We start from the raw sequence: 26,833 nt of genomic DNA on the forward strand, positions 1-26,833 counted from the left end.
CATGGCGAAGATCAAGAAGGGTGACCTGGTTCAGGTCATCACGGGCGCCAAGCCCGAGCGTGGCGGAGACCGCGGCAAGCAGGGCAAGGTCCTCGAGGTCCTTGCCGAGCGCAACCGCGTCATCGTCCAGGGCGTGAACTACGTCACCAAGCACACCCGCGTGGGTCAGACCCAGCGCGGGACCAAGACGGGCGGCATCGAGACCTTCGAGGCGCCCATCCACATCTCCAACGTCGCACTCGTGGACCCCTCGACCAAGAAGCCGACTCGCGTCGGTCACCGGGTCGAGGAGCAGACGAAGGACGGCGTGAAGCGCACCGTCCGCGTGCGCTACGCGAAGAGTTCAGGCAAGGACCTCTGATGAGCACCAGCACTGCTGCGCCGGCTGGCAAGATCCAGCCGCGCCTGAAGCAGAAGTACCGCAGCGAGATCGCGCCTTCCCTGCAGAAGGAATTCGGCTACGTCAACGTCAACCAGATCCCCCGGATCGTCAAGGTCGTCGTGAACACCGGTGTCGGCGAGGCAGCTCGCGACAGCAAGGTGATCGACGGCGCGATCGACGATCTGACCAAGATCACCGGTCAGAAGCCGATCGTGACGAAGGCGCGCAAGTCGATCGCCCAGTTCAAGCTGCGTGAGGGCCAGGCCATCGGCGCTCACGTCACGCTGCGCGGTGACCGCGCCTGGGAGTTCCTGGACCGCCTCGTGTCGCTGGCGCTGCCCCGCATCCGCGACTTCCGTGGCCTGTCGCCGAAGCAGTTCGACGGCACCGGCAACTACACGTTCGGCGTGCAGGAGCAGTCGGTCTTCCACGAGATCGACCAGGACCGGATCGACCGCGTTCGCGGTTTCGACATCACCGTCGTGACCACTGCGAAGACGGATGCCGAGGGTCGCGAGCTTCTTCGCGGACTGGGCTTCCCGTTCCGGGCCGAGGACGCACAGGTATAAACCATCCACCTCGAGCTCGATGGCCCCGGTCATCGAGTAGCCCGCACAGCGGGTGCATCGGGACACCACAGGTCGGCCGCTGCGTAACGGCGTACGAAACCTGGTGAACGAAGGAAACAAACACATGACAATGACAGACCCGGTCGCAGACATGCTGACCCGTCTGCGCAACGCGAACTCGGCGCACCACGATTCCGTGTCGCTGCCCAGCTCCAAGCTCAAGACCAACATCGCCGAGATCCTCAAGCGCGAGGGCTACATCGGCGAGTGGAACGTCGAAGACGCTCGCGTCGGACAGACCCTCACGCTGACGCTCAAGTACGGCCCGAACCGCGAGCGGTCGATCGTCGGCATCAAGCGCGTCTCCAAGCCCGGCCTGCGTGTCTACGCGCGTTCGACCGAGATCCCCACGGTTCTCGGTGGCCTCGGCGTCGCCATCCTGTCCACCTCCTCCGGTCTCCTCACGGACCGCCAGGCTGAGCAGAAGGGCGTGGGTGGGGAAGTCCTCGCCTACGTGTGGTGATCTGACATGTCGCGTATTGGACGTCTTCCGATCGACATTCCCGCCGACGTGACCATCACGGTCGACGGTCGGAATGTCGCGGTCAAGGGCCCGAAGGGTGAGCTCGCGCTCACCGTCGCGCGCCCCATCGAGGTCAAGGTCGAAGAGGGACAGGTGCTCGTCACCCGTCCCGACGAAGAGCGTGAATCACGCTCGCTCCACGGCCTGACCCGCACGCTCATCAGCAACAACATCATCGGTGTGACCCAGGGCTACACAAAGGGCCTCGAAGTCGTCGGCACCGGTTACCGCGTGGCACAGAAGGGCGGCTCGATCGAGTTCGCACTCGGCTTCTCGCACCCTGTGCTCGTGGAACCGCCCGCCGGGATCACGTTCACGGTCGAGGGCAACAACAAGGTCACCGTGAGCGGCATCGACAAGCAGGCCGTCGGCGAGGCGGCTGCGAACATCCGCAAGATTCGCAAGCCCGAGCCCTACAAGGGCAAGGGTGTGCGCTACGCCGGCGAAGTTGTCCGGCGCAAGGCCGGAAAGAGTGGTAAGTAGACCATGGCTGTCAAGACAAAGACTCAGGCGCGCGCGCGTCGTCACACGCGCCTTCGCAAGAAGATCGTCGGCACCGAGGCGCGTCCGCGCCTCGTCGTGACCCGTTCGGCACGCCACGTGTTCGTCCAGGTCGTCGACGACGCGAAGGGTCACACTGTGGCCTCGGCATCCACCCTCGAAACGGACCTGCGTGCGTTCGACGGTGACAAGACCGCCAAGGCCCGCAAGGTCGGCGAGCTCGTCGCCGAGCGCGCGAAGGCTGCCGGCGTCGAGGACGTCGTGTTCGACCGCGGTGGCAACCGCTACGCGGGCCGTGTCGCGGCGATCGCCGACGGCGCCCGTGAAGGGGGACTGAACCTGTGAGTGATAACAAGGAGACCGAAGTGGCAGTTGCTGCCGATCAGACGGCGCCCGCTGCCGCCGCGACCGAGGCGCCCGCTGCGGCCGAGGCTGTGGCTGCTGCTGCCCCCGAGCGTGAGCGCGAGCCCCGCCGCGGTGGCCGCGAGCGCAACACCAACCAGCGTGACCGTGGTTCGCGTGATTCCGACAAGAGCCAGTTCCTGGAGCGCGTCGTCACCATCAACCGCGTCTCGAAGGTCGTCAAGGGCGGTCGTCGCTTCAGCTTCACGGCCCTGGTGGTCGTGGGCGACGGAAACGGCGTCGTCGGCGTCGGCTACGGGAAGGCTCGCGAGGTTCCCCTCGCGATCTCGAAGGGTGTCGAAGAGGCCAAGCGCAACTTCTTCCGCGTTCCCCGCGTCGGCCTGACCATCCCGCACCCCGTCCAGGGTGAGGCTGCCGCCGGTGTGGTGCTGCTGCGCCCCGCCGCGGCCGGTACCGGTGTCATCGCCGGTGGTCCGGTTCGCGCCGTCCTCGAGTGCGCCGGCATCCACGATGTCCTCTCGAAGTCGCTCGGCTCGTCGAACACGATCAACATCGTGCACGCGACCGTCAAGGCTCTGAAGATGCTCGAAGAGCCGCGTGCTGTCGCCGCGCGCCGTGGACTCGACTACGACCAGGTCGCCCCGGCGATCCTGATCCGCAACGAGGCCAAGGCCGCTGAGGCCGCGAAGGCAGGTGTCTGATGGCTGCCCGACTGAAGGTCACACAGACAAAGTCCAAGGTGAGCGAGAAGCAGAACCAGCGTGACACGCTGCGCAGCCTCGGTCTGAAGCGGATCGGCGACTCGGTCGTCCGTCCCGACGACGCGCAGACGCGCGGTTACGTCAAGACCGTTGCTCACCTCGTGAAGGTTGAGGAGATCGACTAATGGCAGACAAGGCTGAGAAGAAGGACGCCGTCGCGTCGGAGGCCAAGGCCCCCAAGGCGACTGCTCCCAGGAAGGCTGCTGCGGCGAAGGCCGACAAGCCCGCTGCCGAGAAGAAGGCGCCCGCGAAGTCGGCCGCCTCCAACAAGGCAGGCACGGCTGCGAAGGCTGCCCCCAAGAGCAAGCCGAAGGCGGATGCCGCGGCATCCCGCCCCGGCGTGCTGAAGGTGCACCACCTGCGTCCGGTCCCCGGCGCCAACACCGCAAAGACCCGCGTGGGTCGCGGTGAGGGTTCCAAGGGCAAGACCGCCGGTCGCGGCACCAAGGGCACCCGGGCGCGCAACACCGTGCGCGTGGGCTTCGAGGGCGGGCAGATGCCCCTCCACATGCGCACTCCCAAGCTGCGCGGGTTCAAGAACCCGTTCCGCGTGGAGTACCAGGTGGTCAACCTCGAGAAGCTGGCCGAGCTCTACCCCTCGGGTGGAGACGTCACCATCGGCGACCTGGTCGCCAAGGGTGCGGTTCGCAAGAACGAGAAGGTCAAGGTGCTCGGCGCCGGCGACATCGACGTGAAGCTCACGGTTTCCGTCGACAAGGTCTCGGGTTCTGCGCAGCAGAAGATCGTTGCGGCGGGCGGATCCGTCAAGTAGTCACACCCGGTGGGGGTCGGAGCGAGCTCCGACCCCCACTGCGTTACCCTGGAGGTTGATGCGCCCCGTTGCGCGTCGGCATCCCCTCTGGAGGCATCCTTTTGTTCAGCGCCATCGCGCGGGTCTTCCGTACACCCGACCTTCGTCGGAAGATCGCATTCACACTGGCGATCATCGCCCTCTATCGCTTCGGCGCGCACATCCCGGCGCCGTTCGTGGACTTCCCGAACGTGCAGTCCTGCCTCCGGCAGAGCGCGGGCACCGAGGGACTGCTGTCCCTGGTCAACCTGTTCTCCGGTGGCGCGCTGCTGCAGCTGTCGATCTTCGCCCTCGGCGTCATGCCGTACATCACGGCGACGATCATCGTGCAGCTGCTGCGCGTCGTGATCCCGCACTTCGAGACGCTGTACAAAGAGGGCGCGGCCGGTCAGTCCCGTCTGACCCAGTACACGCGCTACCTCACGATCGCGCTCGCACTGCTGCAGTCCACGACGCTGGTCACGGTCGCCCGCAGCGGGCAGCTGTTCGGTTCCACCGGTGTTCCCGAGTGCGAGCAGCTCCTCACCAATGACGTGTGGTGGGCGCAGCTGCTGATGATCGTCACGATGACCGCCGGCACCGGCCTCATCATGTGGTTCGCCGAGCTGGTCACCGAGCGCGGCATCGGCAACGGCATGTCCCTGCTGATCTTCGTCTCGATCGCCGCGGCCTTCCCCGCCTCGATGTGGGGCATCGCCCAGTCGCGCGGCTTCGAGGTGTTCCTGCTCGTCCTGGCCGTCGGCATCCTGGTCGTCGCGCTGGTGGTGTTCGTCGAACAGTCGCAGCGGCGCATCCCGGTGCAGTACGCCAAGCGCATGGTCGGTCGCCGCACCTACGGCGGAACGAACACGTACATCCCCATCAAGGTGAACATGGCCGGCGTCGTGCCCGTCATCTTCGCCTCGTCGCTGCTGTACATCCCTGCTCTGATCGCGCAGTTCAACCAGCCGCAGGTCGGTCAGGAAGCACCGGCCTGGGTCGCGTGGATCGCGCAGTACCTCACCACCGGTGACAGCCCGCTGTACATGCTGGTGTACTTCCTGCTCATCGTCGGCTTCACGTACTTCTACGTCGCGATCACGTTCAACCCGGTCGAGGTCGCCGACAACATGAAGAAGTACGGCGGCTTCATCCCCGGCATCCGTGCCGGTCGTCCGACCGCCGAGTACCTCGACTACGTGCTGACCCGCATCACCCTGCCGGGCTCGCTGTACCTGGGCTTCATCGCCCTGCTGCCGTTGATCGCCCTTGCGGCGGTCGGCGCCAACCAGAACTTCCCGTTCGGTGGCGCATCGATCCTGATCATCGTCGGCGTGGGTCTTGAGACCGTCAAGCAGATCGATGCTCAGCTGCAGCAGCGACACTACGAAGGGCTGCTCCGATGACCGCGGCACAGGGAGCACGTCTGCTCATCGTCGGACCCCAGGGCTCCGGCAAGGGGACCCAGGGCGTCCGCATCGCCGAAGCCTTCGGCATCCCGGCGATCTCGACCGGCGACATGTTCCGCGCCGCGATCGCGAGCGGTTCGGAGCTGGGCACGCAGGTCACCGAGATCATCCAGGCGGGAAACCTCGTCCCGGATGAGCTGACCACCGCCGTGGTGCGCGATCGCCTCGCGCAGGCCGACGCCGCGCACGGGTTCCTGCTGGACGGCTACCCGCGCAACATCGGCCAGGTCGGCGACCTGGACGAGTTCCTCGGCGGTCGCGGCGAAGAGCTGGACGCCGTGATCGAGCTCGTCGTTCCCCGCGAGGAGAGCATCGAGCGACTCACGGTGCGGGCGCAGGAGCAGGGGCGCAACGACGACACCGAGCAGATCATCGCGAACCGTCTCGCCATCTACGAGCGCGAGACGGCGCCGATCCTCGACGTCTACCGCGAGCGGGGAGTCGTCGACGAGATCGACGGCGTCGGCACCCTCGATGAGATCACCGCCCGGGTCATCGCCGCGCTCGAGCAGCGCGGCCTGATGCGCTCCGCCGCTGCCTGACGTGCGCCGCTCGTGACTCCGTCTCTGCCCGGCCGTCGGTCGATCTACAAGTCGACCGCTCAGCTGCAGGCGATGATCGAGCCCGGCCTGATCACCGCGGCGGCGCTGGATGCCGTCCGTGCCCTGGTCGCGCCGGGTGTCACCACCCTGGAACTGGATGCCGCGGCATCCGCTGTCATCACCGCGCGAGGCGCGAAGTCCAACTTCCAGATGGTGCGCGGATACCGGCACACGATCTGCACGTCGGTGAACGAGCAGGTGGTGCACGGCATCCCGTCCGGGCGTGCGCTCGAGCCCGGTGACATCATCTCGATCGATGCCGGAGCCGAGTACCGCGGCTGGAACGGCGATTCGGCGATCACGTTCGTCGTGCCGGACCCGTCGCGGCCCGAGATCGTCGCGGCGCGCGAAGAGCTGTCGCGGGTGACCGAGGGGTCGCTCTGGGCGGGCATCGCGGCGCTGGCCGGCGCCCGCAACCTCGGCGAGGTCGGCACCGCGGTGCAGGACTACATCGACGCGTCCGGGCACGGCTACGGCATCCTGCGCGAATATGTCGGGCACGGCATCGGCCGCAAGATGCATGAGGCCCCGTCGGTGTTCAACTACCGCGTCCCCGACCCCGGCCCCGAGGTGCGACCCGGACTCGCGGTCGCGATCGAGCCGATGGTCGTCATCGGCGATCAGGCCACCTTCGTCGAGGACGATGACTGGACCGTGTCGACCCTGGACGGCACCGCCGGCTCCCACTGGGAACATAGCGTCGCGGTGCATGATGGAGGAATCTGGGTGCTGACCGCACCCGATGGCGGCGCCGCCGGACTGGCGCCGTTCGGAGTCACACCCCGCGAGATCGGATAGGAACAACGCAATGGCTGCTCCCGCGCGCAAGACGAACTGGTTCGCGATCGGAGTGACCGCTGCCGTCGTCGTGGTCCTGGTGGTCATCTCGGTGATCGTCATCCAGCTGAACAACAATTCCGCGCCGGATGCCGGTCCGACCGTCACCCCGGTGGCACCGAGCGTCAACGCCGAGACCGGCGCGATCGCGGTCGGCAGCGGAGAGCAGACCCTGGACACCTACATCGACTTCATGTGCCCGGTCTGCAATCAATTCGAGCAGCTCTACGGCGAGGCCATTCAGGCCCTGGTCGCCGACGGCACGATCACCCTCAACATCCACCCGATCTCGATCCTGGACCGCCAGTCGCAGGGCACCCAGTATTCGACGCGTGCGGCGAACGCGATGTACTGCGTCGCCCTGACCCAGCCCGAGCTGTCGGTGCCGTTCATGCAGGCGCTGTTCGCGAACCAGCCCGCCGAGGGGACCGCGGGGCTCACCGACGCGCAGATCCTGCAGGTCGCCTCGAGCGTCGGCGTATCCGGGATCGACTCCTGCGTGAACGAGGGCGAGTTCGCGACCTATGTCGCGGCGATGACCGAGAAGACGCCGGTCGCCCCGGGCGCCGCCGGCATCGGCACGCCCACGATCGCCGTCAACGGTGCGGTGATCGCGAACTCGACGCTGCCGCAGCCCGCGCAGCTCGGCACGCTGTTCGAGTAGGGGTTCGCGGATGCCGCGGGTGCGGCATCCGGCGTCCGAAGTTGCCGAGCGGTCCTTTTATCACGTATGATTGATCCTTGGTGCGTTGCGCCTTCATCGGCGTGTCCACGCACCAAATCCCACCCAAACGCAGACCGACCAGTCTGCACGGCGTTAGCGAGTGTATGGCGAAGAAAGACGGTGTCATCGAGATCGAGGGCGTGATCTCCGAGGCGCTTCCCAATGCGATGTTCCGCGTTGAGTTGAGCAACGGACACAAGGTCCTCGCCACGATCTCGGGCAAGATGCGGCAGAACTACATCCGCATCATCCCGGAGGACCGCGTGGTCGTAGAGCTCAGCCCCTACGACCTGACCCGCGGCCGAATCGTTTACCGCTACCGCTAGACCGGTCGAGAAGTAACGGCCCACGCGTCGACAGGCTCACCAACCGAGCCGCGCCGCCGTACGGGTACGAAGACAGCGAACAGGAAAAATCATGAAGGTAAGTCCCAGCGTCAAGCCCATGTGCGATCACTGCAAGGTGATCCGCCGTCACGGCGTCGTCATGGTCATCTGCAAGTCGAACCCCCGCCACAAGCAGCGTCAGGGTTGACGCGAGTCGGATCACCGCGGCGAAGCCGCGCTGATGCGACTCGGGTCAAGGTTGAGTAGCGCTGCCGCAGGCGGCGCGTATCGAAACCTCCCGAAGACCTCACAACTCCATACGCAGGACCCCCGGGTCTCGATACGCCGGCTTCGCCGGCTGCTCGACCACCGGGTACATAGGCAGGATCAGAAACCCCGTGAGGGGCGACACCTCGGGCTGGAGGCCCGGGCACCGATCCTGCTCCACACCTCCACCACACTCCCAGGAGAAACCGCATGGCACGTCTTGCCGGCGTTGACATCCCGCGCGATAAGCGCGTGGTGATCGCCCTCACCTACATCTACGGAGTAGGCCCCAACCGGTCGAAGGACATCCTCTCGGCGACCGAGATCAGCCCGGACGTCCGCGTCAAGGACCTGACCGACGAGCAGCTGATCCAGCTCCGCGACCACATCGAAGGCAACTACAAGGTGGAGGGTGACCTCCGTCGCGAGGTGGCCGCCGACATCCGCCGCAAGGTGGAGATCGGCTCGTACCAGGGCATCCGCCACCGTCGCGGCCTGCCCGTGCACGGTCAGCGCACGAAGACCAACGCCCGTACCCGCAAGGGCCCCAAGCGCACCGTCGCCGGCAAGAAGAAGGCGCGCTAGGCCGCCGCCTGCGCATCAGGATTCAGGAGAATCGCACATGGCTGCACCTAAGACCGCCGCGCGCAAGCCGCGTCGCAAGGAAAAGAAGAACATCGCACTGGGCCACGCCCACATCAAGTCGACGTTCAACAACACGATCGTCTCGATCACCGACCCGACCGGCGCTGTCATCAGCTGGGCCTCCTCGGGCGGCGTGGGCTTCAAGGGCTCGCGCAAGTCGACTCCCTATGCCGCTGGTCTGGCCGCCGAATCGGCTGCCCGCCAGGCTCAGGAGCACGGCGTCAAGAAGGTCGATGTCTTCGTGAAGGGTCCCGGCTCCGGCCGCGAGACCGCCATCCGTTCGCTTCAGGCCGCTGGCCTCGAGGTGGGTTCGATCAACGATGTGACGCCGCAGGCGCACAACGGCTGCCGCCCGCCCAAGCGCCGCCGCGTCTGAGATTCCTTCGCGCCGCGCGCGGTCTGCTCCCCAGCCCGAAACGGTTGTCGAGCAGGCCGCGCAGCGGCCGTATCACGACACGGATGCCGGGGCACGTGGTTCACGGCATCCTCGAGAAAAACTCAACACAACTCATCACTGCAAGTGTCAAATAGCGGGCACTTAGCCGAAAGGAACACATAGTGCTTATTGCACAGCGTCCGACACTGACCGAGGAGAAGATCGGGGAGTTCCGCAGCCGGTTCATCATCGAGCCCCTGGAACCCGGTTTCGGTTACACGATCGGCAACGCGCTGCGTCGCAGCCTGCTCTCGTCGATCCCCGGCGCGGCTGTCACCAGCATCCGTCTGGACGGCGTCCAGCACGAATTCAGCACGATCCCCGGTGTGAAGGAAGACGTCACCGAGATCATCCTGAACATCAAGCAGCTCGTCGTCTCGAGCGAGCGCGACGAGCCCATCACCGCGTACCTGCGCAAGACGGGTGCCGGCGAGGTCACGGCCGCTGACATCTCGGCTCCGGCCGGTGTCGAGGTCCACAACCCCGAGCTGGTCATCGCGACCCTGAACGACACCGCGAAGTTCGAGCTCGAGCTCACGATCGAGCGTGGCCGCGGCTACGTCTCGGCGACCCAGAACCGCAACGAGTACGCCGAGTCGGGGCAGATCCCCATCGACTCGATCTACTCGCCCGTGCTGAAGGTCAGCTACCGCGTCGACGCCACCCGCGCCGGCGAGCGCACTGACTTCGACAAGCTCGTGCTGGACGTCGAGACGAAGAACTCGATGGCTCCGCGTGACGCCGTCGCCTCGGCCGGTCGCACCCTGACCGAGCTGTTCGGTCTGGCGCGCGAGCTGAACGTCGAGGCCGAGGGCATCGAGATCGGCCCCGCGCCGGTCGAGACCGTCCTGTCGAACGAACTGTCCATGCCGATCGAGGACCTCGATCTGTCGGTCCGGTCGTACAACTGCCTCAAGCGTGAGGGCATCAACACGGTCAGCGAGCTCGTCGCCCTGTCGGAGACGCAGCTGATGAACATCCGCAACTTCGGTCAGAAGTCGGTCGACGAGGTGCGCGACAAGCTCGTCTCGCTCGGTCTGACGCTGAAGGACTCGGTCCCCGGGTTCGACGGTGCACACTTCTACGGCGGCTACGACGACGAAACCGTCTGAGTCCCGGTATCCCCGAATCTGATCCTGGAGTAATGAAGAATGCCTAAGCCCACGAAGGGACCCCGCCTCGGAGGCGGACCCGCACACGAGCGCCTCATGCTGGCGAACCTCGCCGCGGCCCTGTTCACGCACAAGTCGATCAAGACGACCGAGACCAAGGCCAAGCGCCTGCGTCCGTTCGCCGAGCGACTGGTCACGTTCGCCAAGCGCGGCGACCTGCACGCGCGTCGTCGCGTGCTGTCCGTCATCGGTGACAAGGAAGTCGTGCACGTCCTGTTCACCGAGGTCGCACCGCTGGTCGCCGACCGTGAGGGCGGCTACACCCGCATCACGAAGGTCGGCAACCGTAAGGGCGACAACGCTCCGATGGCTGTCATCGAGCTCGTCCTCGAGCCGGTGAACCCGAAGCCGAAGAGCGCCAAGAAGACGGCTGCTGCCGCTTCGGCCGCCGGTTCGGACGACGCTTCGGCTTCGGCCGACGAGACGGTCGCCGAGGCTTCGGCCGACGAGACGGTCGCCGAGGCTGACGAGGCCGCGGACGCCGCGGTCGAGATCGCCGCGGACGACGAAGCCGCCGAAGAAGCCGCGGTCACCGCCGAGGCTGCTGAGAAGGCCTAGCACTTCAGCTCTGCCAGTGAGACCCGCGTGCCCTTTCGGGCACGCGGGTCTCACTGCGTTGGGGCGCGGCATCCGGTGTGTGGGGTGCGGGGGTGCGGGGGTGCGTGCGTGCGTGCGTGCGTGTCGATGTGTCGCGGCCCGTCTTGACGCTCGCGGCCGGTGCTCGTAGGCGTGCCGGGAGCGCGAGGGCGGGCCGCGAGAGCCGCGGCGCCTCCTCGGTCGCCGACCGCCTGCCGCCGCGCGGCGCTGCTGCAGTCACCGACGGTCGGTGCGGTGCGCCCCGCGCGAGGGGCGCGGATCTGTCGCGGCCCGTCTTGTCGCTCGCGGCGGGTGTACGTAGGCGTGCCGGGAGCGTGAGGGCGGGCAGCGAGAGTCGCGCCGACGGCTAAGCGGTCAGCGACCCACGGCCCTCGGCGCGCCGCGGTCGCGCAGAAAACGATCGAATCGCCCTAGCGAGATGGCGTCGTCCCACACCCACCTGTCGAACGAGTTGACCAGCGGCCGAAGCGCGTCCTCGCGCTCCTTCTCCCGCACGACCACGTCCGCGGGAGGCAGGCCTTTGGTGTACTCGCCGCGCGTGTACTTATGGATGCCGTCGAACTCGCCGATCTTGCGCACACCCGTCCAGAAGAAGTCGACGTCGGATCGGCGGCCGCGCAGATCCGTGAATGTCACCTGCAGGTCCGGTGCTGCGTAGCCCAGCTCGTGGATTCTCGCTCGCGACAGCGATTCGCCGGCGTTCGCCGCTCGCGCATCCCCGAACTCGATGGCCTTCGCGGCGGCGCGGTGCCCGTACCTGACGCGGGCGCGATCGAGCTCTTCCAGCAGCCTGGCGATCGTCAATCCGCGGCGCAGCCCTTCGTCCACCATGGCGGCGGCCGACGCGAACGGAAGGACGCGGCACATGTCCACGACGGTGCGCGACAGGCTGGTGGTGCGAACGCCGTCGATCACGCCGGTGTCGACGTCGGACCGGGCTCGGTGCCGCATCACCTTTGCCGAGCTGCTTCCGCCTGCGGCCGCCGGGTCGGTCACGTGAAGCTTCGACGGCCATGCGCCGATCAGCGGCAGCATGTGCATCGCGGCCGCCGACCAATGCGACGCGATGCGTTCCGCGTCACCGAGCGCCATGCACGCCTGCACGAACAGTCGGTGTCGAGCGTCAGCGTCGGCCGCGGCATCCGATCTCGCATACGCACCCCGCCGGAGCCGGACGAGCCCGCCGCGAGCGACGAGACCGTGGATCGATGTCGCCGACAGTCCGCTTTCGAGCAGGTCGCCATGGAACAGGATGCCGCGACCCCGGGCCTGCGCCACATTCACGCCGTTCGCGACGCGGTCGTCGGAGAGGTTCACGCCTCGAGCATGGGCGCGCGCGCCGAGGGCGATGGGTGTCTGCGGCGGATCTGTGCAGTCGAGCGAGAACGCGGCAGCGGGGGAGGAGTCGGCCGGGCGGTCTCGGCCGGGGTGGTTCGCGGCCGGGTGCGTGCGATCGCGGCGGCGGGGTGGCACGTGACCGGGGCGGCAGGCGGGCGGACGCGGGGCTCGCGGCATGCGTTTCGTGTCGCGGCGTGCGTTTGGTGTCGCGGCGCGTGTTGGAGTGTGGGCCGCGAGGCGGAGCGCGGGCCGCCAGCGCTGCCGCGACCGCGAGGCGCTGCTCGCCGTGCGGCGGGCCAGGCTCGGGTCGATGCTTCGGGGTTCGCGGCATGGGTTCGGTGTCGCGGCGCGTGTTGGAGTGCGGGCCGCGAGGCGGAGCGCGGGCCGCGAGCATGCCGGTCCACCGTGGGGATCGCGTGGTGCTCTTCGCGGTCGGCGGGCAGGGGCTCGGGCGACGCTCACGGCCGCGGCACGCGTTCGGTGTCGCGGCCCGTCTTGGTGCGCGGGCCGCGAGGCGGAGCGCGGGCCGCGAGCGGTACGGCGCCCGCGAGGCGCCGCTCGCTGTGCGGCGGGCCAGGCTCGGGTCGACGCGCGGCTCGCGGCATGGGTTTAATGTCGCGGCCCGTGTTGGAGTGCAGGCCGCGAGGTAAAGCGCGGGCCGCGAGGATGCGGGTCCACCGCGGGTATCGCGTCGCGCCCCTCGCGGTCGGCGGGCAGGGGCTCGTGCGACGCTCACGAACGCGGGCCGCGATCGGTGCGGCGCCCGCGAGGCGCCGCTCGCCGTGCGGCGGGGCAGGCTCGTCGACGCGCGGCTCGCGGCACGCGTTCGGTGTCGCGGCCCGTGTTGGAGTGCGGGCCCCGAGGTGAAGCGCGGGCCGCGAGCGGTGCGGAGCGCACGCGCTGTGTGGGTTCACGACATAGGCGACAGGTGATCGGCGACACGTGAGTCGGGTCATAGGCGACACACTCGGGCATGTCGTCGAAGCATCGGGTCGTGGTGTTGAAGATCGTCGCCGGGCAGCTGAGCGTGAGCGCGGCGGCTGCCGAGTACGGGCTGAGCCGCCAGTATCTGCACAAGCTCCTTGCCCGCTACCGGCGCGGCGGACTCGACGGGCTCGAGCCGCGCTCTCGGGCGCCGCTCGAGCCCGCACGCGACCACCGATCAGGTCAGGGATCGGGTCGTGCAGTTGCGCCAGGCGTTGACCGCGGCCGGGACCGACGCCGGCCCCGTCACGATCGCGTGGCACCTCACCCAGGAAGGACTGCGCGCACCATCGATCTCCACGATCCGCCGGATCCTGCACACGGCCGGACTGATCATCCCAGAGCCACGCAAGCGACCCACATCGTCCTACATCCGCTTCGAAGCCGCCCAACCCAACGAGACCTGGCAGTCCGACTTCACCCACTGGCGCCTTCACGACGGCAGCGACGTGGAGATCCTGAACTGGCTCGATGACCACTCCCGCATGCTGCTCAGCTGCACCGCCCACCAGCCCGTCACCGGCAGACACGTTGTCGACACCTTCCTGTCCACCATCGACGCCTACGGCCCGCCCGCCTCCACCCTCACCGATAACGGCCGCGTCTACACCGCCCGCCACTCCGGCGCACGCAACGAGTTCGAATACGTCCTCGCCGCGCTGAACATCGTGCAGAAGAACGGCGCCCCGAACCACCCGCAAACCCAAGGGAAGGTCGAAAGATTCCACCAGACCCTGAAACGCTGGCTCACCGCCCGCCCCCACGCCACCACGATCCCCGAGCTGCAAGCCCAACTCAACGCATTCCGCGACCACTACAACACCGCCCGCCCGCACCGCGCCCGAAACGGCCTCACCCCCGCGTCCGCCTACACAGCCTCACCCAAAGCCACACCCGCCGGAACACGCCCCGACGCCGGCCACTACCGAATCCGCTACGACCACGTCGGCAGCAACGGGAAGATCAGCTTCCGCCGCGCCGCCCGCATGCACCACCTCGGCATCGGCACCGCCCACCGCGGCAAACGCTGCATCCTCATCGCCGACGAACACACCGTCACCGTCATCCACCTCGACACCGGCGAAATCCTCGCGACCAACACCATCAACCCCGCCAAAACCTACTGGCGAAACAACGAAAGAGTGAACCGTCCCCGGTTCTGTGCCGCTCCTATGCGGGTTCCATCACCGGATGGGATGGCGTTTCGAGGTCAGCGTAGTACGCGGCCTCGAGCTCTTCGGGCGGGACGTCTCCGATGGTCGAGTGCAGGCGTCTCGCGTTGTACCAGTCGACCCAGTCGGTGGTGACCCATTCGACGTCGTCGATCGTGCGCAGCGGCCCGGATCGGAACGGGGAGCCGTCGCGGATCGCCTCGTTCTTGAACAGCCCGATGGTCGATTCGGCCAGGGCGTTGTCGTATGCGTCACCGATCGATCCGATCGACGCGGCGATGCCCTCGAGGGCGAGCGTCTCGGCGAACGACACGCTCGTGAACTGTGAGCCGGCGTCGCTGTGATGGATCAGCCCGTCCTTCACTCCGTGCCCGGCACGGTCACGGCGCCACAGTCCCATCCGCAGCGCGGTGGTCACCAGCGGTGTCGTCTTCACGGTCGCGGCATGCCAGCCGACGACCGCCCTCGAGTAGCAGTCGATCACGAACGACACATAGACGAACCCGGCCCACGTCCGCACATACGTGAAGTCAGCGACCCACTGCCGGTTCGGCGCGGCGGCGGTGAAATCGCGGTCCAGTAGGTCAGGCGCCCTCGCGGCGTTACGGTCCGGGATGGTGGTCCGCACGCCCTTGCCCCGCACGAGGCCGTTGATCTGCAGCTGTCGCATCAGTCGGTCAACTTGCCGCTTCGACACGGCGAGGTCTTGCCGGCGCAGCAGCGCGGTCATCTTCCGTCGCCCATACATCGACTCCGGCGTCAGCTCGCCCTTCGCGTTCACCCGGGCGGCTCGGATCGCGTCGATGATGACCGCGTCCGCGAGGTCCCGGTTGCTGGGCTGGGCGCGTTTCCATGCCCGATAGGTCCGCTCGGCGACCGGCACGCCCTGCTCCCGCAGAACCTTGCAGATCGACCCGACCGAGCGGCCTTTGGCGCGTTGATCCTCGATGAACGCGAGGATCAACGGCGTCGGGGGTCGAGTTCCCCGGCGAAGAAAACCGCCGCGTCCCGCAGAATCGCGTTCGCCTCACGCAACTCACGGTTCTCCCGCTCGAGCCGACGCATCCGCTCCGACTCACTCGAGGACACCCCCTGGCGCTCGCCCCCGTCGATCTGCGCCTGCCGCACCCAGCGGCGCAGCGACTCAGCCCCGAACCCGAGCCTCGCCGAAACCGCCTCGCACGCAGTCGTCAGGTTCGGGTACTCATCGAGGTGATCGAGCACAAGCCGGATCGCTCGCTGCTTCGTCTCCTCCGGAATCCTCTTCGGCATGATCAACATCTTCCTTCCAGACTCGAAAGGAAACGGCATCAAACCGGGGACGGTTCAGAGAGCCCGGCCGATGGCCGGGCTCTCTTTCTTGATGTCTCCTATGTCGCGACTCAGATGTCTCCTATGTCGCGACTCATCACAGCGGAGCGCACGCGCCACTCCGCCCCCCCGCGACCGCCCCGCGCCGTGCGCCGCGCCGCGGCGGGTACGCTTGCGGGCGTGAGTGAGTCGGCGACCCCGCCCCTGTCCGAGCGGCTAAACGCCGCACCGCCGGTCCAGCCGCAGCATCCGGATGTCGTGTTCCGCCCGGCCACCGTGGACGACATCGATGCCGTGCATGCTGCGGTGGCGGCATCCGATCGGGTGGACCACCCCACCTGGGTGACGCCGCGCGAGGAGATCGCCGACATATTCGAGCTCTCGCACGTCGACGCCGCACGCGACACGCTGCTTGCCATCGCGCCCGACGGTGCGGTCGTGGCGATGGGGTGGGCGATGGTGCACCCGACTCAGGATGCCGAGCTCCACGCGTACTTGCAGGGCACGGTCCATCCGGACTGGCGTCGCAAGGGCATCGGCACCGAGCTGATCGGGTGGCTCTACGCGCGCGCGATCGAGCTGCTCGCCGACACGGGGTCGACGGCGGAGGCGGCGATCTACCAATACGTCGATGAGGGCAACACGGATGCCGCAACCCTCGGCGAGCGGCTCGGCCTGCGCACCGAACGCTGGTTCACGTCGATGCAGCGCGACCTGGCGGATCCGATCGAGGAGCCGCCAGCCGCGGACGGGGTCGAGCTGATCGCGTACACGGCCGACCGTTCGGGCGCTGTCCTCGCTGCTCGCAACGACGCGTTCCGCGACCACTGGGGGAGCCTGCCCAGCACGCCGGAACGGTGGGGGCAGTTCGTGGACGGACCGTTCCTGCGTCCTGACCTGTCGACCCTCGCGCTCGTGGACGGTCGCGTCGTGGCGTTCTGCATGGCGTCGGTCAACGAGGAGGACTGGGCAGCTCTCGGCGCCCCGAATACCTATATCGATCTGATCGGGGTGGTGCGGGACTCCCGCGGCCGTGGCCTGGCGCCGGCGGTCATCGCGCGGACGCTTCAGGCGGCGAAGGCTGCCGGGCTCGAGCAGGCCGTGCTCGACGTCGACACCGCGAGCAAGACCGGCGCGAACCGGCTGTACGAGCGGCTGGGGTTCCGGCCGACGCAGCGGCAGCAGGCGCTGGTGCGGCGGTTCTAGGGTCCGGCGTTCGTTCGGGCTCGTGGGCGGGTGGGCCGGCGTCGCGGCACGTGTTTCGTGTTGTGGCGGGTGCTTCGTGTCGCGGGCAGGCCCTTTGCCGCGGGCCACGAGGTGGAGCGCGGGCCGGGAGCGGGAGCGTGGGCCGCGAGGTGGAGCGCGGGCCGGGAGCGGGAGCGTGGGCCGCGAGGCTCGGCGTGGGCCGGGAGCGGGAGCGTGGGCCGCGAGGCTCGGCGCGGGCCGCGGGCCGGCGCGGGGCCGGAGGTGCGGTGGGGCTTGACGCACGGGGCCCCGCGACGGTCAGACCGCTCGCGGCATGCAGTTCGTATCGCGGCGGGTACTTGAACACGGGCCGGCACGCGAAGCGCGCGCCGCGAGCGACGCGGGCACGGGGCTCGGGGCAGGCTTCGGCGTCGCGGCACGTGTTTCGTGTCGCGGCGGGTGTTCAAGCGCGGGCCGGGAGCGGAACCGCGGGCCGCGAGCGTATGCACGGGCCGCGAGCGGATGCGGCCGCGTTGCTGGGATGGGCGCGGGGGCGTGGCCGCGACGGGGCTGGCGGGGAGCCGCAGGCATAGGGCTCGGGCAGGCGTCAGCGTCGCGGCACGTGTTTCGTGTCGCGGCGGGTGTTCAAGCGCGGGCCGGGAGCCGTAGCGCGGGCCGCGAGCCGAAGCGCGGGCCGGGAGCCGAAGCGCGGGCCGGGAGCGGATGCGGGCGCGTTGCTGGGATGGGCGCGGGGGCGTGGCCGCGACGGGGCTGGCGGGGACCCGCGGGCGCGGGGCTCGGGGCGGGGCTCCGCGTCGCGGCACGTGTTTCGTGTCGCGGCGAGTGCTCAAGCGCGGGCCGGGAGCGGAAGCGCGGGCCGCGAGCGGATGCGGGCCGGCCACCAAGCGCGGGCGGTCCACGGCGCGGGCGAGCCACGAAGCGCGGGCGAGCCACGAAGCGCGGGCCGCAAGCCACGCGCGCGGGCAACCCGACACCCGCAGCCACGCCCCACCCGCAGCCACGCCACCCGCAGCCACGCCCCACCCGCTACTCCGGCACCCGCGCCTCGCTGTGGTGCAGCCGCCGGTACGCGCGCATCTCGACCTGGTACGCGGCGTTGGCCCGCGCTTGCTCGGCGTGCTCCACCGCGGTGGCGACGGTGTCGGCGAAGACGCGGGCGCCGGCATCCCCGGGGTGGATCTGATCCCCGGCCAGCAACTCGGTGCGACCGGCGATCGCGCTCGACCAGTCCGCGACGAAGACGCCGGGGCGGGATGCCGCGAACGCCGCGAGTTCCGCGTTGACGCCGGGGATCCACTCGCGCGGCGCGAACGCGTTCACGAGCACGAGGCCGCGGTCGGGGCCGACGATCTGTGCCATCTGCTCCATCGCCTCGGCGTTCAGCGGCCCGTTGGTTCCGAGCGCGACGACGACGTACGGCCGCAGCTGGCCGGTGTCGGACAGGGCCTGCAGGATGCCGGGACCTGCCCACGTGGACCGCGACACCGCCGCATCCACGGCGATCCCGGGGAACCGCTCGAGCAGCCCCGCACCGGAGGCGAGCATCACCGAGTCGCCCACCGCGGTGATCTGGTCGCCCGTGACCGGAGTGGGGGAGGGCACCGGCATCGCGTCATCCGCGGACACCGCCGGCGCCGAAGGGCCCACCGGCCCCGCCGGCTCGCCAGTCCCCGGAGCCCCGGCCGCGTCGAGCGCCTGCAGCCCGGCCCGGACGGCGTACTGCGCCGACGAGTCGTCCGGCGCTGCGGCGATCGCGGCCGAGGTTCCGCCGAGCAGCAGCACACCCATCGTCACCCCGGCGATCGCGCGCACACGTGCCGCGGGCGAGCCGAGCAGGCGGCGGCTCACCCGGACGATCGACCCGCGGAAACCGTAGCGCCGCACCGGCGTCTCGAGAAGCCGGTACGACAGCTCCGCCGCGACGAGTGTCAGCGCGAGCGCGATGCCGCCCAGCCACACCGGGACACCGGCATCCGGACTGGTGTGCTGAATGCCCGCGACCAGCAGCACGAGCAGCGGCCAGTGCCACAGATAGATGCCGTACGAGCGGTCGCCGATCCACCGCAGCGGCCGCACGTCGATCGCGGGCCCGAAGACCGAGCCCGGCCACACCCCGGCGACGATGGCGATCCCGCTCAGGATGCTGGCAGCTGCGACCACGCCCGGAAAAGTCACCGGCGTGAACGTCGGCGGCAGCATCGCGAGCGCGACGAGCCCGGCGAGGGCGGCGCCGCCCGCGACTGCGGTTGCGATCCGCAGACGGCGAGAGGCCGGCGCGGATGGCGCACCCGGGGTCCCGCCCGCGGTCTCGCCCGCGGCAACGCTTGCCGAACCGGCAGCAACCGTCGCAGTCCGGCCCGCGGCAACGTTCGCCCTACCGGCGGCAACGCCGGCAGCCCCGCCGGCGGCAGCGTTCGCCCTGCCGCCGGCAACGCCGGCAGCCCCGGCTGCGGCAACGCTTGCCGAACCGGCGGCAACGGCGGCAGCCCCGCCTGCGGCAACGCCCGCCGATCCGGCGGCAACGTCGGCAGCTCCGCCTGCGGCAGCGTTCGCCCTACCGGCGGCAACGCCGGCAGCCCCGCCTGCGACAACGCCCGCCGAACCGGCGCGCGCCCGGCACAGCATCCGCTCGAGCAGGAACGCCAGCGCGATGCCGAGCAGGATGCCGAACGCGTGGGTGTCGGTGCCGAAGTACGCGCGGGTCACGTCGGTGCCCGACGAGACGACCACGCCCATCCAGACAGCGGATGCCGCGGCCAACGCCAGCACGGCCGCCGCGCGCCCCCATGACCGGGGGAGCAGCAGGAACAGCGGCAGCAGCAGGGGCCACAGCACGTAGAACTGCTCCTCGACGGCGAGTGACCAGAAGTTGCGGAACAGTTTGGGTGTGGCGGCGGAGAAGTATCCGGTCCCTTCGGCGATCGACACCCAGTTGTAGCTGAAGGTCGCCGCGCCGAGCACCTGCTCGCCGAGCCGCACGAGGACGTCACCGCCGACGAACCACGCGCCGGTCGCGCAGACGGTGACGACCGCGACCAGCGCCGGAATCAGGCGCCGCGCGCGGCGCTGCCAGAACGCGAGCAGGCCGATGCGTCCGGTCGCGGTGTGCTCCCGCAGCAGCAGCGACGTGATGAGGAAGCCGCTGATCACGAAGAACACATCGACGCCGACGAACCCGCCTCGCACCCACGACGAGGGGAACAGGTGGTACGTGACCACGAGGGTCACGGCGATCGCGCGCATGCCGTCGAGGCCGGCGTAACGGGCTGGGGGGCGAGGAGGGGTGTTCGAGGTCATCAACTTCCAGAGATGGCAGCCCCCAGTCTAAAAGGCCCCCGCGGTGCGGCTTGGGCGGCGCGCTTGGGTGGGTGGTCGCGGGGCGTCGTTGGTGGCGCGGGTTGGCGCGGGTGGCGCGGGTGTCGCAGGTTGGGCTCGCGGCGCGTGTTCGGGGACGCGGTGGGTGTTGGGGCTTCGCGGGTGTCGCGAGTTGGGCTCGCGGCGCGTGTTCGGGATCGCAGCGGGTGTCGTGTTCGCGGGCCGGGAGCGCAAGGGCGGGCCGCGAGCGAGCCAGCGCGCCGCACGGATAAGGCCACCGGTCGGTCCGGCTCCCGGACCGAGTTGGGGCTCGCGGCGCGTGTTCGTGCGCGGGCCGGGAGTGCAGGGGTGGGCCGCGAGCAGGGGGCGAGTCAACGGGGAGTGCCGAGGGTCCGCGGGCGGGCCGCGAGCACGAAGTCAGCCCGCGCGCGGGCGGCGAGCGTGACGCGGGTCAGCGGGCTGACCCGGATGCCGAGGGCGCGCCGTGAACGGGAGGCCACCGGTCGGTCCGGCTGCCGGCCCGCGTTCATCTTCGCGGCGCGTGTTCGTGCCCGGGCCGCGAGTGCAAGCGCGGGCCGCTGGCAGGAGGCGAGTCAGCGGGGACCGCGGAGGGTCCAAGGGCGGGCCGCGAGCACGAAGTGAGCCCGCGAGCCGGAGGCCACCGGTCGGTCCGGCTCCCGGCCCGGGTTGGGGCTCGCGGCGCGTGTTCGTGCGCGGGCCAGGAGTCCAAGCGCGGGCCGCGAGCCCAAGGCCAGCAACCGCGCGCCGCAGCCAGCAAGCACGCGCCACCCAGCGAGCGCGCGCCCACCCCAAAAACCCCCGACCCCGCTCAGGAGGGTCGGGTAAGCTCTGGCCCACGCATCAGCGTTGCGGCGTCCGACTGAAAGGCCCGCATGACCTCCGCTGAATCCGCTCCCCGCACCACCCGGCGCACCCGCGCGCGCCTCGTGCTGACCGTCTACGCGGTCACCCTCGCGATCATCGCGCTTTGGCCGGTCCCGGTCGACAGCGGCGCCGGACCCTTCCTGCGCACGATCACCCAGGTGATCCCGGCGCTCACGTACGCGCGCATCGAGTTCTCCGCGAACATCCTGCTGTTCGTGCCGCTCGGTGTGCTGCTCATGCTGATCCTGCGGCGCCGGTACCTGATCCTTCCGGTCGCGATCGTCGTCACCGTCGCGATCGAATGCGCCCAAGGCCTGCTCCTGGACAAGCGCACTCCCAGCACCCTCGACATCATCGCGAACACCGCCGGCGCATGCATCGGCATGCTGATCGTCGCCTTCGTCGAATACCGCCGCGCCCGTCCCGCGCGTCTTCCGGCGGGTCGGATGCCGCAGCGCGACAACCCGACGGATGCCTGGGCGACCCTCGGCTTCCTCCCCCCTCCCGTTCCGCCGCTGCCGCTCGTGCCACCCCGGCCTCCGCGCCCGACCGGCGCGGCGCTCGCCGCATCGCGTCCCCCTAGGTCTGGCGCGGCGCTCGCCGCATCGCCGCCGCCCGAGCACGACAGCATCCCGCCGAAGCGCATCCCGCCGGCCCCGCCGCCCACCGAACACGACATCACCGTGCCGGTGCCGCCACCGCCGGCCCCGCAGGCCGAGGGCGACAGCATCCCGCCGAAGAGCACATTGCCGCTTCGGGAGCAGCCCGAGAGCGACACCACCCGGCCGGTGCGCACGATGCCTGCCCAGTCGCAGGCCGAAGGCGACAGCATCCCGTCGAAGAGCACGAAGCGCACCCCGACGCCCACCGCGGGCGACACCATCCCGTCCGTTCGGATCCCGCCGAAACCGCCCCTGCCGGGCGACGTCCAGCGATAACAGGTCGACGTACACTTCCGGTGTGCCCCGTACTCTGCTCGTCGACGCCGTCGGCTCGTGCATCGCGATCGACCTGAGCGGGCTCGACGAGGGTGACGAGGCGGCCGTGCGTGCCGCGTGGGGCGATGCGGCAGCGGATGCCGCGGCCGCACCGATCGCGACCGTCACGCCCGGCGGTGCAGGTCGCGCGCAGATGCTCTCGGACCTTTCGCAGCAGGTGACGCTGGCGGCGATCGAGGCCGCGCGCGGGCGGGCGTGGATGCTGCACGCGGCCGGCGTCGCGACGGCGGACGGGTGCGTCGTGGTGATGGTGGGGCCGTCCGGTCGGGGCAAGACCACCGCGTCGCGCGCGCTCGGCGCCGTGTACGGATACGTCTCGGACGAGACCGTCGCGATCGACGCCGACGGGCGGGTGTGGCCGTATCGCAAGCCGCTCTCGGTCATCGAGGATCCGGAGGCTCCGAAGACGCAGCTGCCGCCGTCCGCGCTCGGGCTGCAGCCGCTGCCGGATGCCGAGCTGCGCGTCGCGGCTGTCGTGCTGCTGGACCGGGATGAGCGGCATCCGGAGCAGCCTGTCGTCGAGGTCACCGACGTCGGCGACGCGATGAGCGACCTGGTGTCGCAGACGAGTTTTCTGCACGACCAGGCGGCCGGACTGCGGTTCATCGCGGCGCTCGCGGCGGCGACCGGCGGCATCCGCACGGTGAAGTACCGCGAGGCGACGAGTCTTCCCGCGGTGATCGCGGAGCTGGCGCGCCCGGCGGCCCCGATCGTGCTGCCGCCGGTGATCACGCACCGGGCTGCGGCGGCGGTGGACGGGGCGCAGGGCGGTGTCGCGGACGCGCGACATGCGGTGGCGGACGAGACGCAGCCGGCGTCGATGGACGTGACGCGGGGCGGTGTCGCGGACGCGGCGCGGGGCGGTGTCGCGGACGACGCGCGACGTGCCGTGGCGGACGAGACGCAGCCGGCGTCGGTGGACGGACCCCGCTCGGACGTCGCGGAGTCACGGGCGGGTCCAGCCCACGAGCCCCGCTTTTCACGCGTGGATGTCGCCGACGAGGTGGCGCTCGAGGATCCCGATCGCGCCGGCATCCTCACCGTGCGAGCGGACGGGCGCGGGTACGTCACCGTGCTCGGCGGCATCGCGCCGGCCGTGTGGCGCGCGGCCCACGGCGCCACGTTCGCGCAGCTGGTGGATGCCGCGGTCGCCGCCTACGACGAACCCGAGGGATCGGATGCCGGGGCCGCGGTGCTCGTTGCGGTCGGTCAGCTGCTGGATGCCGGCCTGCTCACCTCCGATGAACCCGTGTACCTGCGCCGCAAGGACGTCGCGTGGGTAGACAGCGGCGACCGCATCGTCGCGCTGCCGCTCAGCCCCGGGCCCGACGCGCAGCTCGCGCAGCCCGCCGCGCTGACCGGGTCGGCCGCGGTGATCTGGGAGTGGCTGGAGGATCCGGTCACGATGACACAGCTCGTCGCGCGCGCGACGGAGGCAGCGGGGATGGATGCCGCGGCCGAGGTCGCGGGGCAGGTGCAGGCGTTCGTCGCAGGGCTGGTCGAGTCGCGGCTGGTGCAGGCGCAATAGCTTCCCGTTGCGTGTTCCGGAACCTGTTGCCGGTGCATAGAGTTCCGGATACGGCGCCACCGCGGGCCGCATCTAAACTGGGCGGGTGCGCATCCGGCTCGACATCTCCTATGACGGGACGCACTTTCGAGGATGGGCGGTCCAGCCCGGCCTGCGCACCGTGCAGGGGACCCTCGAGGGTGCGCTGGAGCGGATCCTCGGCGGCAAGGCCTCGCTCGTTGTCGCCGGCCGAACGGATGCCGGAGTCCATGCGACGGGTCAGGTCGCGCACGTCGACCTCGACGCGGCTCAGATCGCCCGGCTGCGCCGGAGCAGAGTCAGCGGGGCCGAGGCCGCCGGTGCCGGTGTGCACAATGTCGCTGATCCGGATGCTGGGGGCCGCCCCGAGCAGGGTATCGCCGGCGTCCCGGAGTGGATGAGCGACGTTGTGCACGGCGGGGTCGCGGCACCCGGCTCCGACCCAACCTCCAGTCCCGACGCCGCGGCCGACGCTGGTCGCGCCCCCCACGCCGAGGCCGACGCTGCCCGCGCGCACAACGTCGCTGATCCGCGGGCTGCGGGCCGCCTCCAGCGGGGTGCCGTAGGCGTCCCGGAGCGGATGAGCGACGTTGTGCACGGCGGGGCCGCGGCACCCGGCGCCGACCCAACACCCCGTCCCGCCGCGGCCGCCGACCCCGCTCTCGCCGCCGCCGCCGCGGCCGCCGACCCCGCTCTCGCCGCCGCCGCCGCGAAACTAGCGGCGCGCGTGCGCGGCGTCGTCGGCTCGTATTCCGACGTCGCGGTGCATCACGCGTCCCTCGCGCCCGACGGCTTCGATGCCCGCTTCTCGGCCGTCTGGCGCCGCTACTCGTACCGCATCGCCGACGCGACGACGGGCTACGATCCCCTCGAACGGCACCGCACCACCACCGTCCGCGGACACCTGGACGAGAACGCGATGGATGCCGCGGCCCGATCCCTCATCGGCCTGCACGACTTCGCGGCATACTGCAAACCCCGCGAGAAGGCGACGACCATCCGCACCCTGCTCGAGTTCGACTGGCAGCGGGATGCCGAGGGCGTCCTGGTCGCGAACGTCAAAGCCGACGCCTTCTGCCACAGCATGGTGCGCGCTCTGGTCGGCGCGTGCGTCGCGGTGGGGCAGGGTCGGCTGGACGTCGAGGACGTGACGGATATCCGCGACGAGGGTGAGCGCACCAGCGACTTCACCGTGATCGCCGCGCGCGGGCTGGCCCTCACCGAGGTCGGCTATCCCTCCGACGAACTCCTCGCGGCGCGTGCCGCGCAGACTCGCGCACGGCGCGACCGCGAGTGAGCTGAACGCCCGGGCCCGGAACCTCGCACGCCCGGCCCGCCGGGCGCGGAACCTCGCACGCCCGGCCCGCTGGGCCGCGGAACCTCGCGCGCCCGGCCCGCCGGGCCGCGGCATCCGATCATCCTTCGAAGGACCCGCACCGCCCGAGCACGCGCCTTCCAGTAGGTTGAGGGTGAGGGGGACAACGTGACGAACAGGATTGTCGTAGGAATCACCGAGGCGCCGGTCTCGCGCCGCGCCCTCGAGTGGGCGGTGCAGCGGGCGGCGGACCGGCGCCAGGACCTCGAGCTCATTTCGGTCGTGGGCGGAGCGGTCGGTGCGGTCGGCGAGCGCGCGGTCATCGAGCAGGCCATGGACACGAGCCGGCAGATGCTCGAGGCTGAGGCGCTGCGTATCGAGAAGCGCGGCGTTGTCGCCACCGTGCGGGTCGAGCGCGGCAACCCGGTCAAGCGGCTGATCGATGCCTCATCGGATGCCGCGCTCCTGGTGATCGGCAGCGACTATCGCGGCCCGGATTCCGGGCCCGAGCGCGGTGCCCACGGCGTGCGCATCGCGTCGGGGGTGCGCTGCCCGGTGGTCGTGGTTCCCGATGTCGACGTGTCCGGGAGGTCCGGTGTGCTGGTCGGGGCCGATGGATCGGACGTGTCCGAGCGCGCGATCGCCTTCGCCGCGGCCGAGGCGGACCGGATGGGCGAGACGCTCACGGTCGCCACCGTGTGGTCGCCGATCGTGACTCCGCATAATCCGGGTGTGTATCCCGACGACTATCTGCGCAACATGCAGGCTCTGGCCGAGGAGGCGCTCGCCCTGTCGGTGGCCGGGCTGCGGCAGGACTATCCGGATCTGGCGGTCATCAAGCACGTCGAGGAGGGGTACCCGTCGGCGGTCCTCAACCGGATCGCGGAGTCCGCTCGCCTCGCGGTGCTGGGCTCGCACGGCCGCGGGGCGGTCGCGCGCTTCCTGCTCGGATCGATCAGCGAAGAGGTCCTGTCGCGCCTCGCCACGATCACGGCGATCGTGCGCTGAGGCGGGTCGGCGGGGCCGGGGCGGTCGGGTGTGCGCCGGCGCTGCGGTCGCGTGGGTGTGCGCGGGGACCCGGGGTGCGCGACCGCGGTCCGGCGCCGGTGGGTCTGCGCGGGGACCCCGGATGCGTGACCGCGGTCTGGCTGCAGAACTCAGGCTTCGTCTCGTGACTCGACGAATCGCAGCAGGCTCTCGGCGAGGTCCTGACTGACCCGGCTGCCGTCGTCGGCGGCGTTGTCGCGGATCAGGGTGGCGGCGTCCTCGATGTCGCGAGCGCGGTCGAGTGCTTCGCGGGCGATGTGGACGTGGCTCGCGGCATCCGCGTGCACAGCCCGCAGGCGAGCCCGCTCGGCCTCGTCGATCCGCGGAGGCAGGTTCAACTCAAGCGCCCGCCCGGCGCGGTCCCGTTCGATCTCGCTGCGGCGCAGCGCGCGTTCGGCGTCGATCCGCGCCTGACCGGCGGTGTCGACCGCCTCGGCGAGCGAGTGTCGTGGTCCCGCGGTGCTGGAATCGGCGGTACGTGCCGGGCTCGCGGTGGTCGCGATCTCGAGCCGCCGTGAGCGAACGCGCGCGGCGCGCGTCGGGTGCGTCATTCTCATTGACATTCGGTTGCCCCTGTCGTCGGTCCTGTCCCCATGAAGGAGTCGGCATACGCGGCTTTCGTACATTGTCGGGCAGATTCGTCGGCGGATCTACGGGTTCGGCCGCGGCATCCGGTGTCCGACTGCCGGTTG

The 26,833-nt window shown here is 70.0% G+C and carries 26 protein-coding genes and 3 pseudogenes; 25 read left to right on the forward strand and 4 right to left on the reverse strand.

Features of this window, described 5'->3' with window-relative positions; translation table 11 throughout:
* Position 1: 1 nt before the first annotated feature.
* From rplX to rplQ, 18 genes are all read left to right on the forward strand, one after another.
* Positions 2-361 carry a 50S ribosomal protein L24 gene (gene rplX / locus ABD655_RS03950; RefSeq protein WP_344711768.1) on the forward strand — a complete coding sequence of 120 codons (360 nt, stop codon included), beginning with the start codon at positions 2-4 and terminating at the stop codon, positions 359-361.
* The gene (gene rplE, locus ABD655_RS03955) at positions 361-951 is read left to right on the forward strand and encodes a 50S ribosomal protein L5 (protein WP_344711770.1); all 591 of its coding nucleotides are present in this window, start codon (positions 361-363) and stop codon (positions 949-951) included. Before rplX ends, rplE begins: the two co-directional genes overlap by 1 nt.
* Positions 952-1,075: 124 nt before the next feature.
* Positions 1,076-1,474, forward strand: coding sequence for a 30S ribosomal protein S8 (rpsH, locus tag ABD655_RS03960; protein ID WP_344711772.1), 399 nt, complete (start codon positions 1,076-1,078; stop codon positions 1,472-1,474).
* A gap of 6 nt (positions 1,475-1,480) precedes the next feature.
* Complete coding sequence (gene rplF / locus ABD655_RS03965; RefSeq protein ID WP_344711774.1) at positions 1,481-2,017, forward strand: 50S ribosomal protein L6; 537 nt, start codon at positions 1,481-1,483, stop codon at positions 2,015-2,017.
* A gap of 3 nt (positions 2,018-2,020) precedes the next feature.
* Positions 2,021-2,380: a 50S ribosomal protein L18 gene (gene rplR / locus ABD655_RS03970; protein WP_344711776.1), complete on the forward strand. Its 360-nt coding sequence runs from the start codon at positions 2,021-2,023 to the stop codon at positions 2,378-2,380.
* The gene (rpsE, locus tag ABD655_RS03975) at positions 2,377-3,099 is read left to right on the forward strand and encodes a 30S ribosomal protein S5 (RefSeq protein ID WP_378720986.1); all 723 of its coding nucleotides are present in this window, start codon (positions 2,377-2,379) and stop codon (positions 3,097-3,099) included. Before rplR ends, rpsE begins: the two co-directional genes overlap by 4 nt.
* Complete coding sequence (gene rpmD, locus ABD655_RS03980) at positions 3,099-3,284, forward strand: 50S ribosomal protein L30 (protein ID WP_039402995.1); 186 nt, start codon at positions 3,099-3,101, stop codon at positions 3,282-3,284. Before rpsE ends, rpmD begins: the two co-directional genes overlap by 1 nt.
* Positions 3,284-3,931, forward strand: a complete 648-nt coding sequence (gene rplO / locus ABD655_RS03985; RefSeq protein ID WP_344711778.1) for a 50S ribosomal protein L15 — start codon at positions 3,284-3,286, stop codon at positions 3,929-3,931. Before rpmD ends, rplO begins: the two co-directional genes overlap by 1 nt.
* Positions 3,932-4,032: 101 nt before the next feature.
* Positions 4,033-5,355, forward strand: coding sequence for a preprotein translocase subunit SecY (gene secY / locus ABD655_RS03990; RefSeq protein WP_344711779.1), 1,323 nt, complete (start codon positions 4,033-4,035; stop codon positions 5,353-5,355).
* The gene (locus tag ABD655_RS03995; RefSeq protein ID WP_344711781.1) at positions 5,352-5,960 is read left to right on the forward strand and encodes an adenylate kinase; all 609 of its coding nucleotides are present in this window, start codon (positions 5,352-5,354) and stop codon (positions 5,958-5,960) included. The genes secY and ABD655_RS03995 overlap by 4 nt, the downstream gene beginning before the upstream one ends.
* Positions 5,961-5,972: 12 nt before the next feature.
* A complete protein-coding gene (map, locus tag ABD655_RS04000) occupies positions 5,973-6,818 on the forward strand; it encodes a type I methionyl aminopeptidase (protein ID WP_378720987.1) in 846 nt (281 codons plus the stop codon).
* 10 nt (positions 6,819-6,828) lie between these two features.
* A complete protein-coding gene (locus ABD655_RS04005) occupies positions 6,829-7,521 on the forward strand; it encodes a DsbA family protein (RefSeq protein WP_344711783.1) in 693 nt (230 codons plus the stop codon).
* Between the two features lie 164 nt (positions 7,522-7,685).
* A complete protein-coding gene (gene infA, locus ABD655_RS04010; RefSeq protein ID WP_017201569.1) occupies positions 7,686-7,907 on the forward strand; it encodes a translation initiation factor IF-1 in 222 nt (73 codons plus the stop codon).
* A 91-nt stretch (positions 7,908-7,998) separates the two neighbouring features.
* Positions 7,999-8,115, forward strand: a complete 117-nt coding sequence (gene rpmJ / locus ABD655_RS04015) for a 50S ribosomal protein L36 (protein ID WP_036275999.1) — start codon at positions 7,999-8,001, stop codon at positions 8,113-8,115.
* A gap of 269 nt (positions 8,116-8,384) precedes the next feature.
* Complete coding sequence (gene rpsM / locus ABD655_RS04020; RefSeq protein ID WP_344711786.1) at positions 8,385-8,759, forward strand: 30S ribosomal protein S13; 375 nt, start codon at positions 8,385-8,387, stop codon at positions 8,757-8,759.
* A 37-nt stretch (positions 8,760-8,796) separates the two neighbouring features.
* Complete coding sequence (gene rpsK, locus ABD655_RS04025) at positions 8,797-9,195, forward strand: 30S ribosomal protein S11 (protein ID WP_344711788.1); 399 nt, start codon at positions 8,797-8,799, stop codon at positions 9,193-9,195.
* Between the two features lie 182 nt (positions 9,196-9,377).
* Positions 9,378-10,367, forward strand: coding sequence for a DNA-directed RNA polymerase subunit alpha (locus tag ABD655_RS04030; protein ID WP_344711790.1), 990 nt, complete (start codon positions 9,378-9,380; stop codon positions 10,365-10,367).
* 39 nt (positions 10,368-10,406) lie between these two features.
* Positions 10,407-10,985, forward strand: a complete 579-nt coding sequence (gene rplQ / locus ABD655_RS04035) for a 50S ribosomal protein L17 (protein WP_344711791.1) — start codon at positions 10,407-10,409, stop codon at positions 10,983-10,985.
* Between the two features lie 393 nt (positions 10,986-11,378).
* On the opposite strand, the gene ABD655_RS04040 is transcribed toward rplQ, so the two are convergent.
* Positions 11,379-12,341 (reverse strand): hypothetical protein, encoded by a 963-nt coding sequence (locus ABD655_RS04040; RefSeq protein WP_344711792.1) that lies wholly within the window; start codon positions 12,339-12,341, stop codon positions 11,379-11,381.
* A gap of 994 nt (positions 12,342-13,335) precedes the next feature.
* Here ABD655_RS04040 and ABD655_RS04045 point away from each other — a divergent pair.
* Positions 13,336-14,488: pseudogene (locus ABD655_RS04045) on the forward strand (IS481 family transposase); the annotation flags it as partial.
* A gap of 28 nt (positions 14,489-14,516) precedes the next feature.
* On the opposite strand, the gene ABD655_RS04050 reads toward ABD655_RS04045, so the two are convergent.
* A protein-coding gene (locus ABD655_RS04050; protein WP_344711794.1) for an IS3 family transposase occupies positions 14,517-15,790 on the reverse strand; the annotation gives its coding sequence in 2 pieces (ribosomal slippage) (positions 14,517-15,520 and positions 15,520-15,790; 1,275 coding nt in all).
* Positions 15,791-16,009: 219 nt separating this feature from the next.
* Here ABD655_RS04050 and ABD655_RS04055 point away from each other — a divergent pair.
* On the forward strand, positions 16,010-17,035 hold the full coding sequence (locus tag ABD655_RS04055; RefSeq protein WP_344711796.1) for a GNAT family N-acetyltransferase: 1,026 nt from the start codon (positions 16,010-16,012) through the stop codon (positions 17,033-17,035).
* 1,026 nt (positions 17,036-18,061) lie between these two features.
* Here ABD655_RS04055 and ABD655_RS04060 read toward each other — a convergent pair.
* Entirely contained in the window at positions 18,062-20,332 is a 2,271-nt protein-coding gene (locus tag ABD655_RS04060; RefSeq protein ID WP_344711798.1) for an acyltransferase family protein, read from the reverse strand.
* A 911-nt stretch (positions 20,333-21,243) separates the two neighbouring features.
* Between ABD655_RS04060 and ABD655_RS04065 the strand changes: the two genes are divergently transcribed.
* The 5 genes and pseudogenes from ABD655_RS04065 (at position 21,244) to ABD655_RS04085 (ending at position 26,102) form a co-directional block, all read left to right on the forward strand.
* Complete coding sequence (locus ABD655_RS04065) at positions 21,244-22,173, forward strand: VanZ family protein (protein ID WP_344711799.1); 930 nt, start codon at positions 21,244-21,246, stop codon at positions 22,171-22,173.
* Positions 22,174-22,195: 22 nt separating this feature from the next.
* Positions 22,196-23,761 (forward strand): PqqD family peptide modification chaperone, encoded by a 1,566-nt coding sequence (locus ABD655_RS04070; RefSeq protein ID WP_344711801.1) that lies wholly within the window; start codon positions 22,196-22,198, stop codon positions 23,759-23,761.
* An 85-nt stretch (positions 23,762-23,846) separates the two neighbouring features.
* Positions 23,847-24,066, forward strand: a pseudogene (locus ABD655_RS04075) (tRNA pseudouridine(38-40) synthase TruA); the annotation flags it as partial.
* Positions 24,067-24,485: 419 nt separating this feature from the next.
* Positions 24,486-25,076: pseudogene (locus tag ABD655_RS04080) on the forward strand (tRNA pseudouridine synthase A); the annotation flags it as partial.
* A 186-nt stretch (positions 25,077-25,262) separates the two neighbouring features.
* Positions 25,263-26,102 carry a universal stress protein gene (locus tag ABD655_RS04085; RefSeq protein WP_344711803.1) on the forward strand — a complete coding sequence of 280 codons (840 nt, stop codon included), beginning with the start codon at positions 25,263-25,265 and terminating at the stop codon, positions 26,100-26,102.
* Between the two features lie 149 nt (positions 26,103-26,251).
* On the opposite strand, the gene ABD655_RS04090 is transcribed toward ABD655_RS04085, so the two are convergent.
* Positions 26,252-26,692 (reverse strand): hypothetical protein, encoded by a 441-nt coding sequence (locus ABD655_RS04090; protein WP_344711805.1) that lies wholly within the window; start codon positions 26,690-26,692, stop codon positions 26,252-26,254.
* Positions 26,693-26,833 lie beyond the last annotated feature (141 nt).

It is taken from the genome of Microbacterium terregens, assembly GCF_039534975.1.
GTDB lineage: Bacteria > Actinomycetota > Actinomycetes > Actinomycetales > Microbacteriaceae > Microbacterium > Microbacterium terregens.

Excerpts from the sequence above, each read along its gene's own strand:
- rplE (WP_344711770.1), top strand. The coding sequence starts at position 361 with ATGAGCACCAGCACTGCTGCGCCGGCTGGCAAGATCCAGCCGCGCCTG.
- rplX (WP_344711768.1), top strand. The coding sequence starts at position 2 with ATGGCGAAGATCAAGAAGGGTGACCTGGTTCAGGTCATCACGGGCGCC.
- rpsH (WP_344711772.1), top strand. The coding sequence starts at position 1,076 with ATGACAATGACAGACCCGGTCGCAGACATGCTGACCCGTCTGCGCAAC.
- rpsK (WP_344711788.1), top strand. The coding sequence starts at position 8,797 with ATGGCTGCACCTAAGACCGCCGCGCGCAAGCCGCGTCGCAAGGAAAAG.
- ABD655_RS04060 (WP_344711798.1), bottom strand. The coding sequence starts at position 20,332 with ATGACCTCGAACACCCCTCCTCGCCCCCCAGCCCGTTACGCCGGCCTC.
- ABD655_RS03995 (WP_344711781.1), top strand. The coding sequence starts at position 5,352 with ATGACCGCGGCACAGGGAGCACGTCTGCTCATCGTCGGACCCCAGGGC.
- ABD655_RS04090 (WP_344711805.1), bottom strand. The coding sequence starts at position 26,692 with ATGACGCACCCGACGCGCGCCGCGCGCGTTCGCTCACGGCGGCTCGAG.
- ABD655_RS04005 (WP_344711783.1), top strand. The coding sequence starts at position 6,829 with ATGGCTGCTCCCGCGCGCAAGACGAACTGGTTCGCGATCGGAGTGACC.
- rpmD (WP_039402995.1), top strand. The coding sequence starts at position 3,099 with ATGGCTGCCCGACTGAAGGTCACACAGACAAAGTCCAAGGTGAGCGAG.
- rpsM (WP_344711786.1), top strand. The coding sequence starts at position 8,385 with ATGGCACGTCTTGCCGGCGTTGACATCCCGCGCGATAAGCGCGTGGTG.
- rplR (WP_344711776.1), top strand. The coding sequence starts at position 2,021 with ATGGCTGTCAAGACAAAGACTCAGGCGCGCGCGCGTCGTCACACGCGC.
- infA (WP_017201569.1), top strand. The coding sequence starts at position 7,686 with ATGGCGAAGAAAGACGGTGTCATCGAGATCGAGGGCGTGATCTCCGAG.
- rpmJ (WP_036275999.1), top strand. The coding sequence starts at position 7,999 with ATGAAGGTAAGTCCCAGCGTCAAGCCCATGTGCGATCACTGCAAGGTG.
- rplQ (WP_344711791.1), top strand. The coding sequence starts at position 10,407 with ATGCCTAAGCCCACGAAGGGACCCCGCCTCGGAGGCGGACCCGCACAC.
- rplF (WP_344711774.1), top strand. The coding sequence starts at position 1,481 with ATGTCGCGTATTGGACGTCTTCCGATCGACATTCCCGCCGACGTGACC.
- rplO (WP_344711778.1), top strand. The coding sequence starts at position 3,284 with ATGGCAGACAAGGCTGAGAAGAAGGACGCCGTCGCGTCGGAGGCCAAG.
- ABD655_RS04065 (WP_344711799.1), top strand. The coding sequence starts at position 21,244 with ATGACCTCCGCTGAATCCGCTCCCCGCACCACCCGGCGCACCCGCGCG.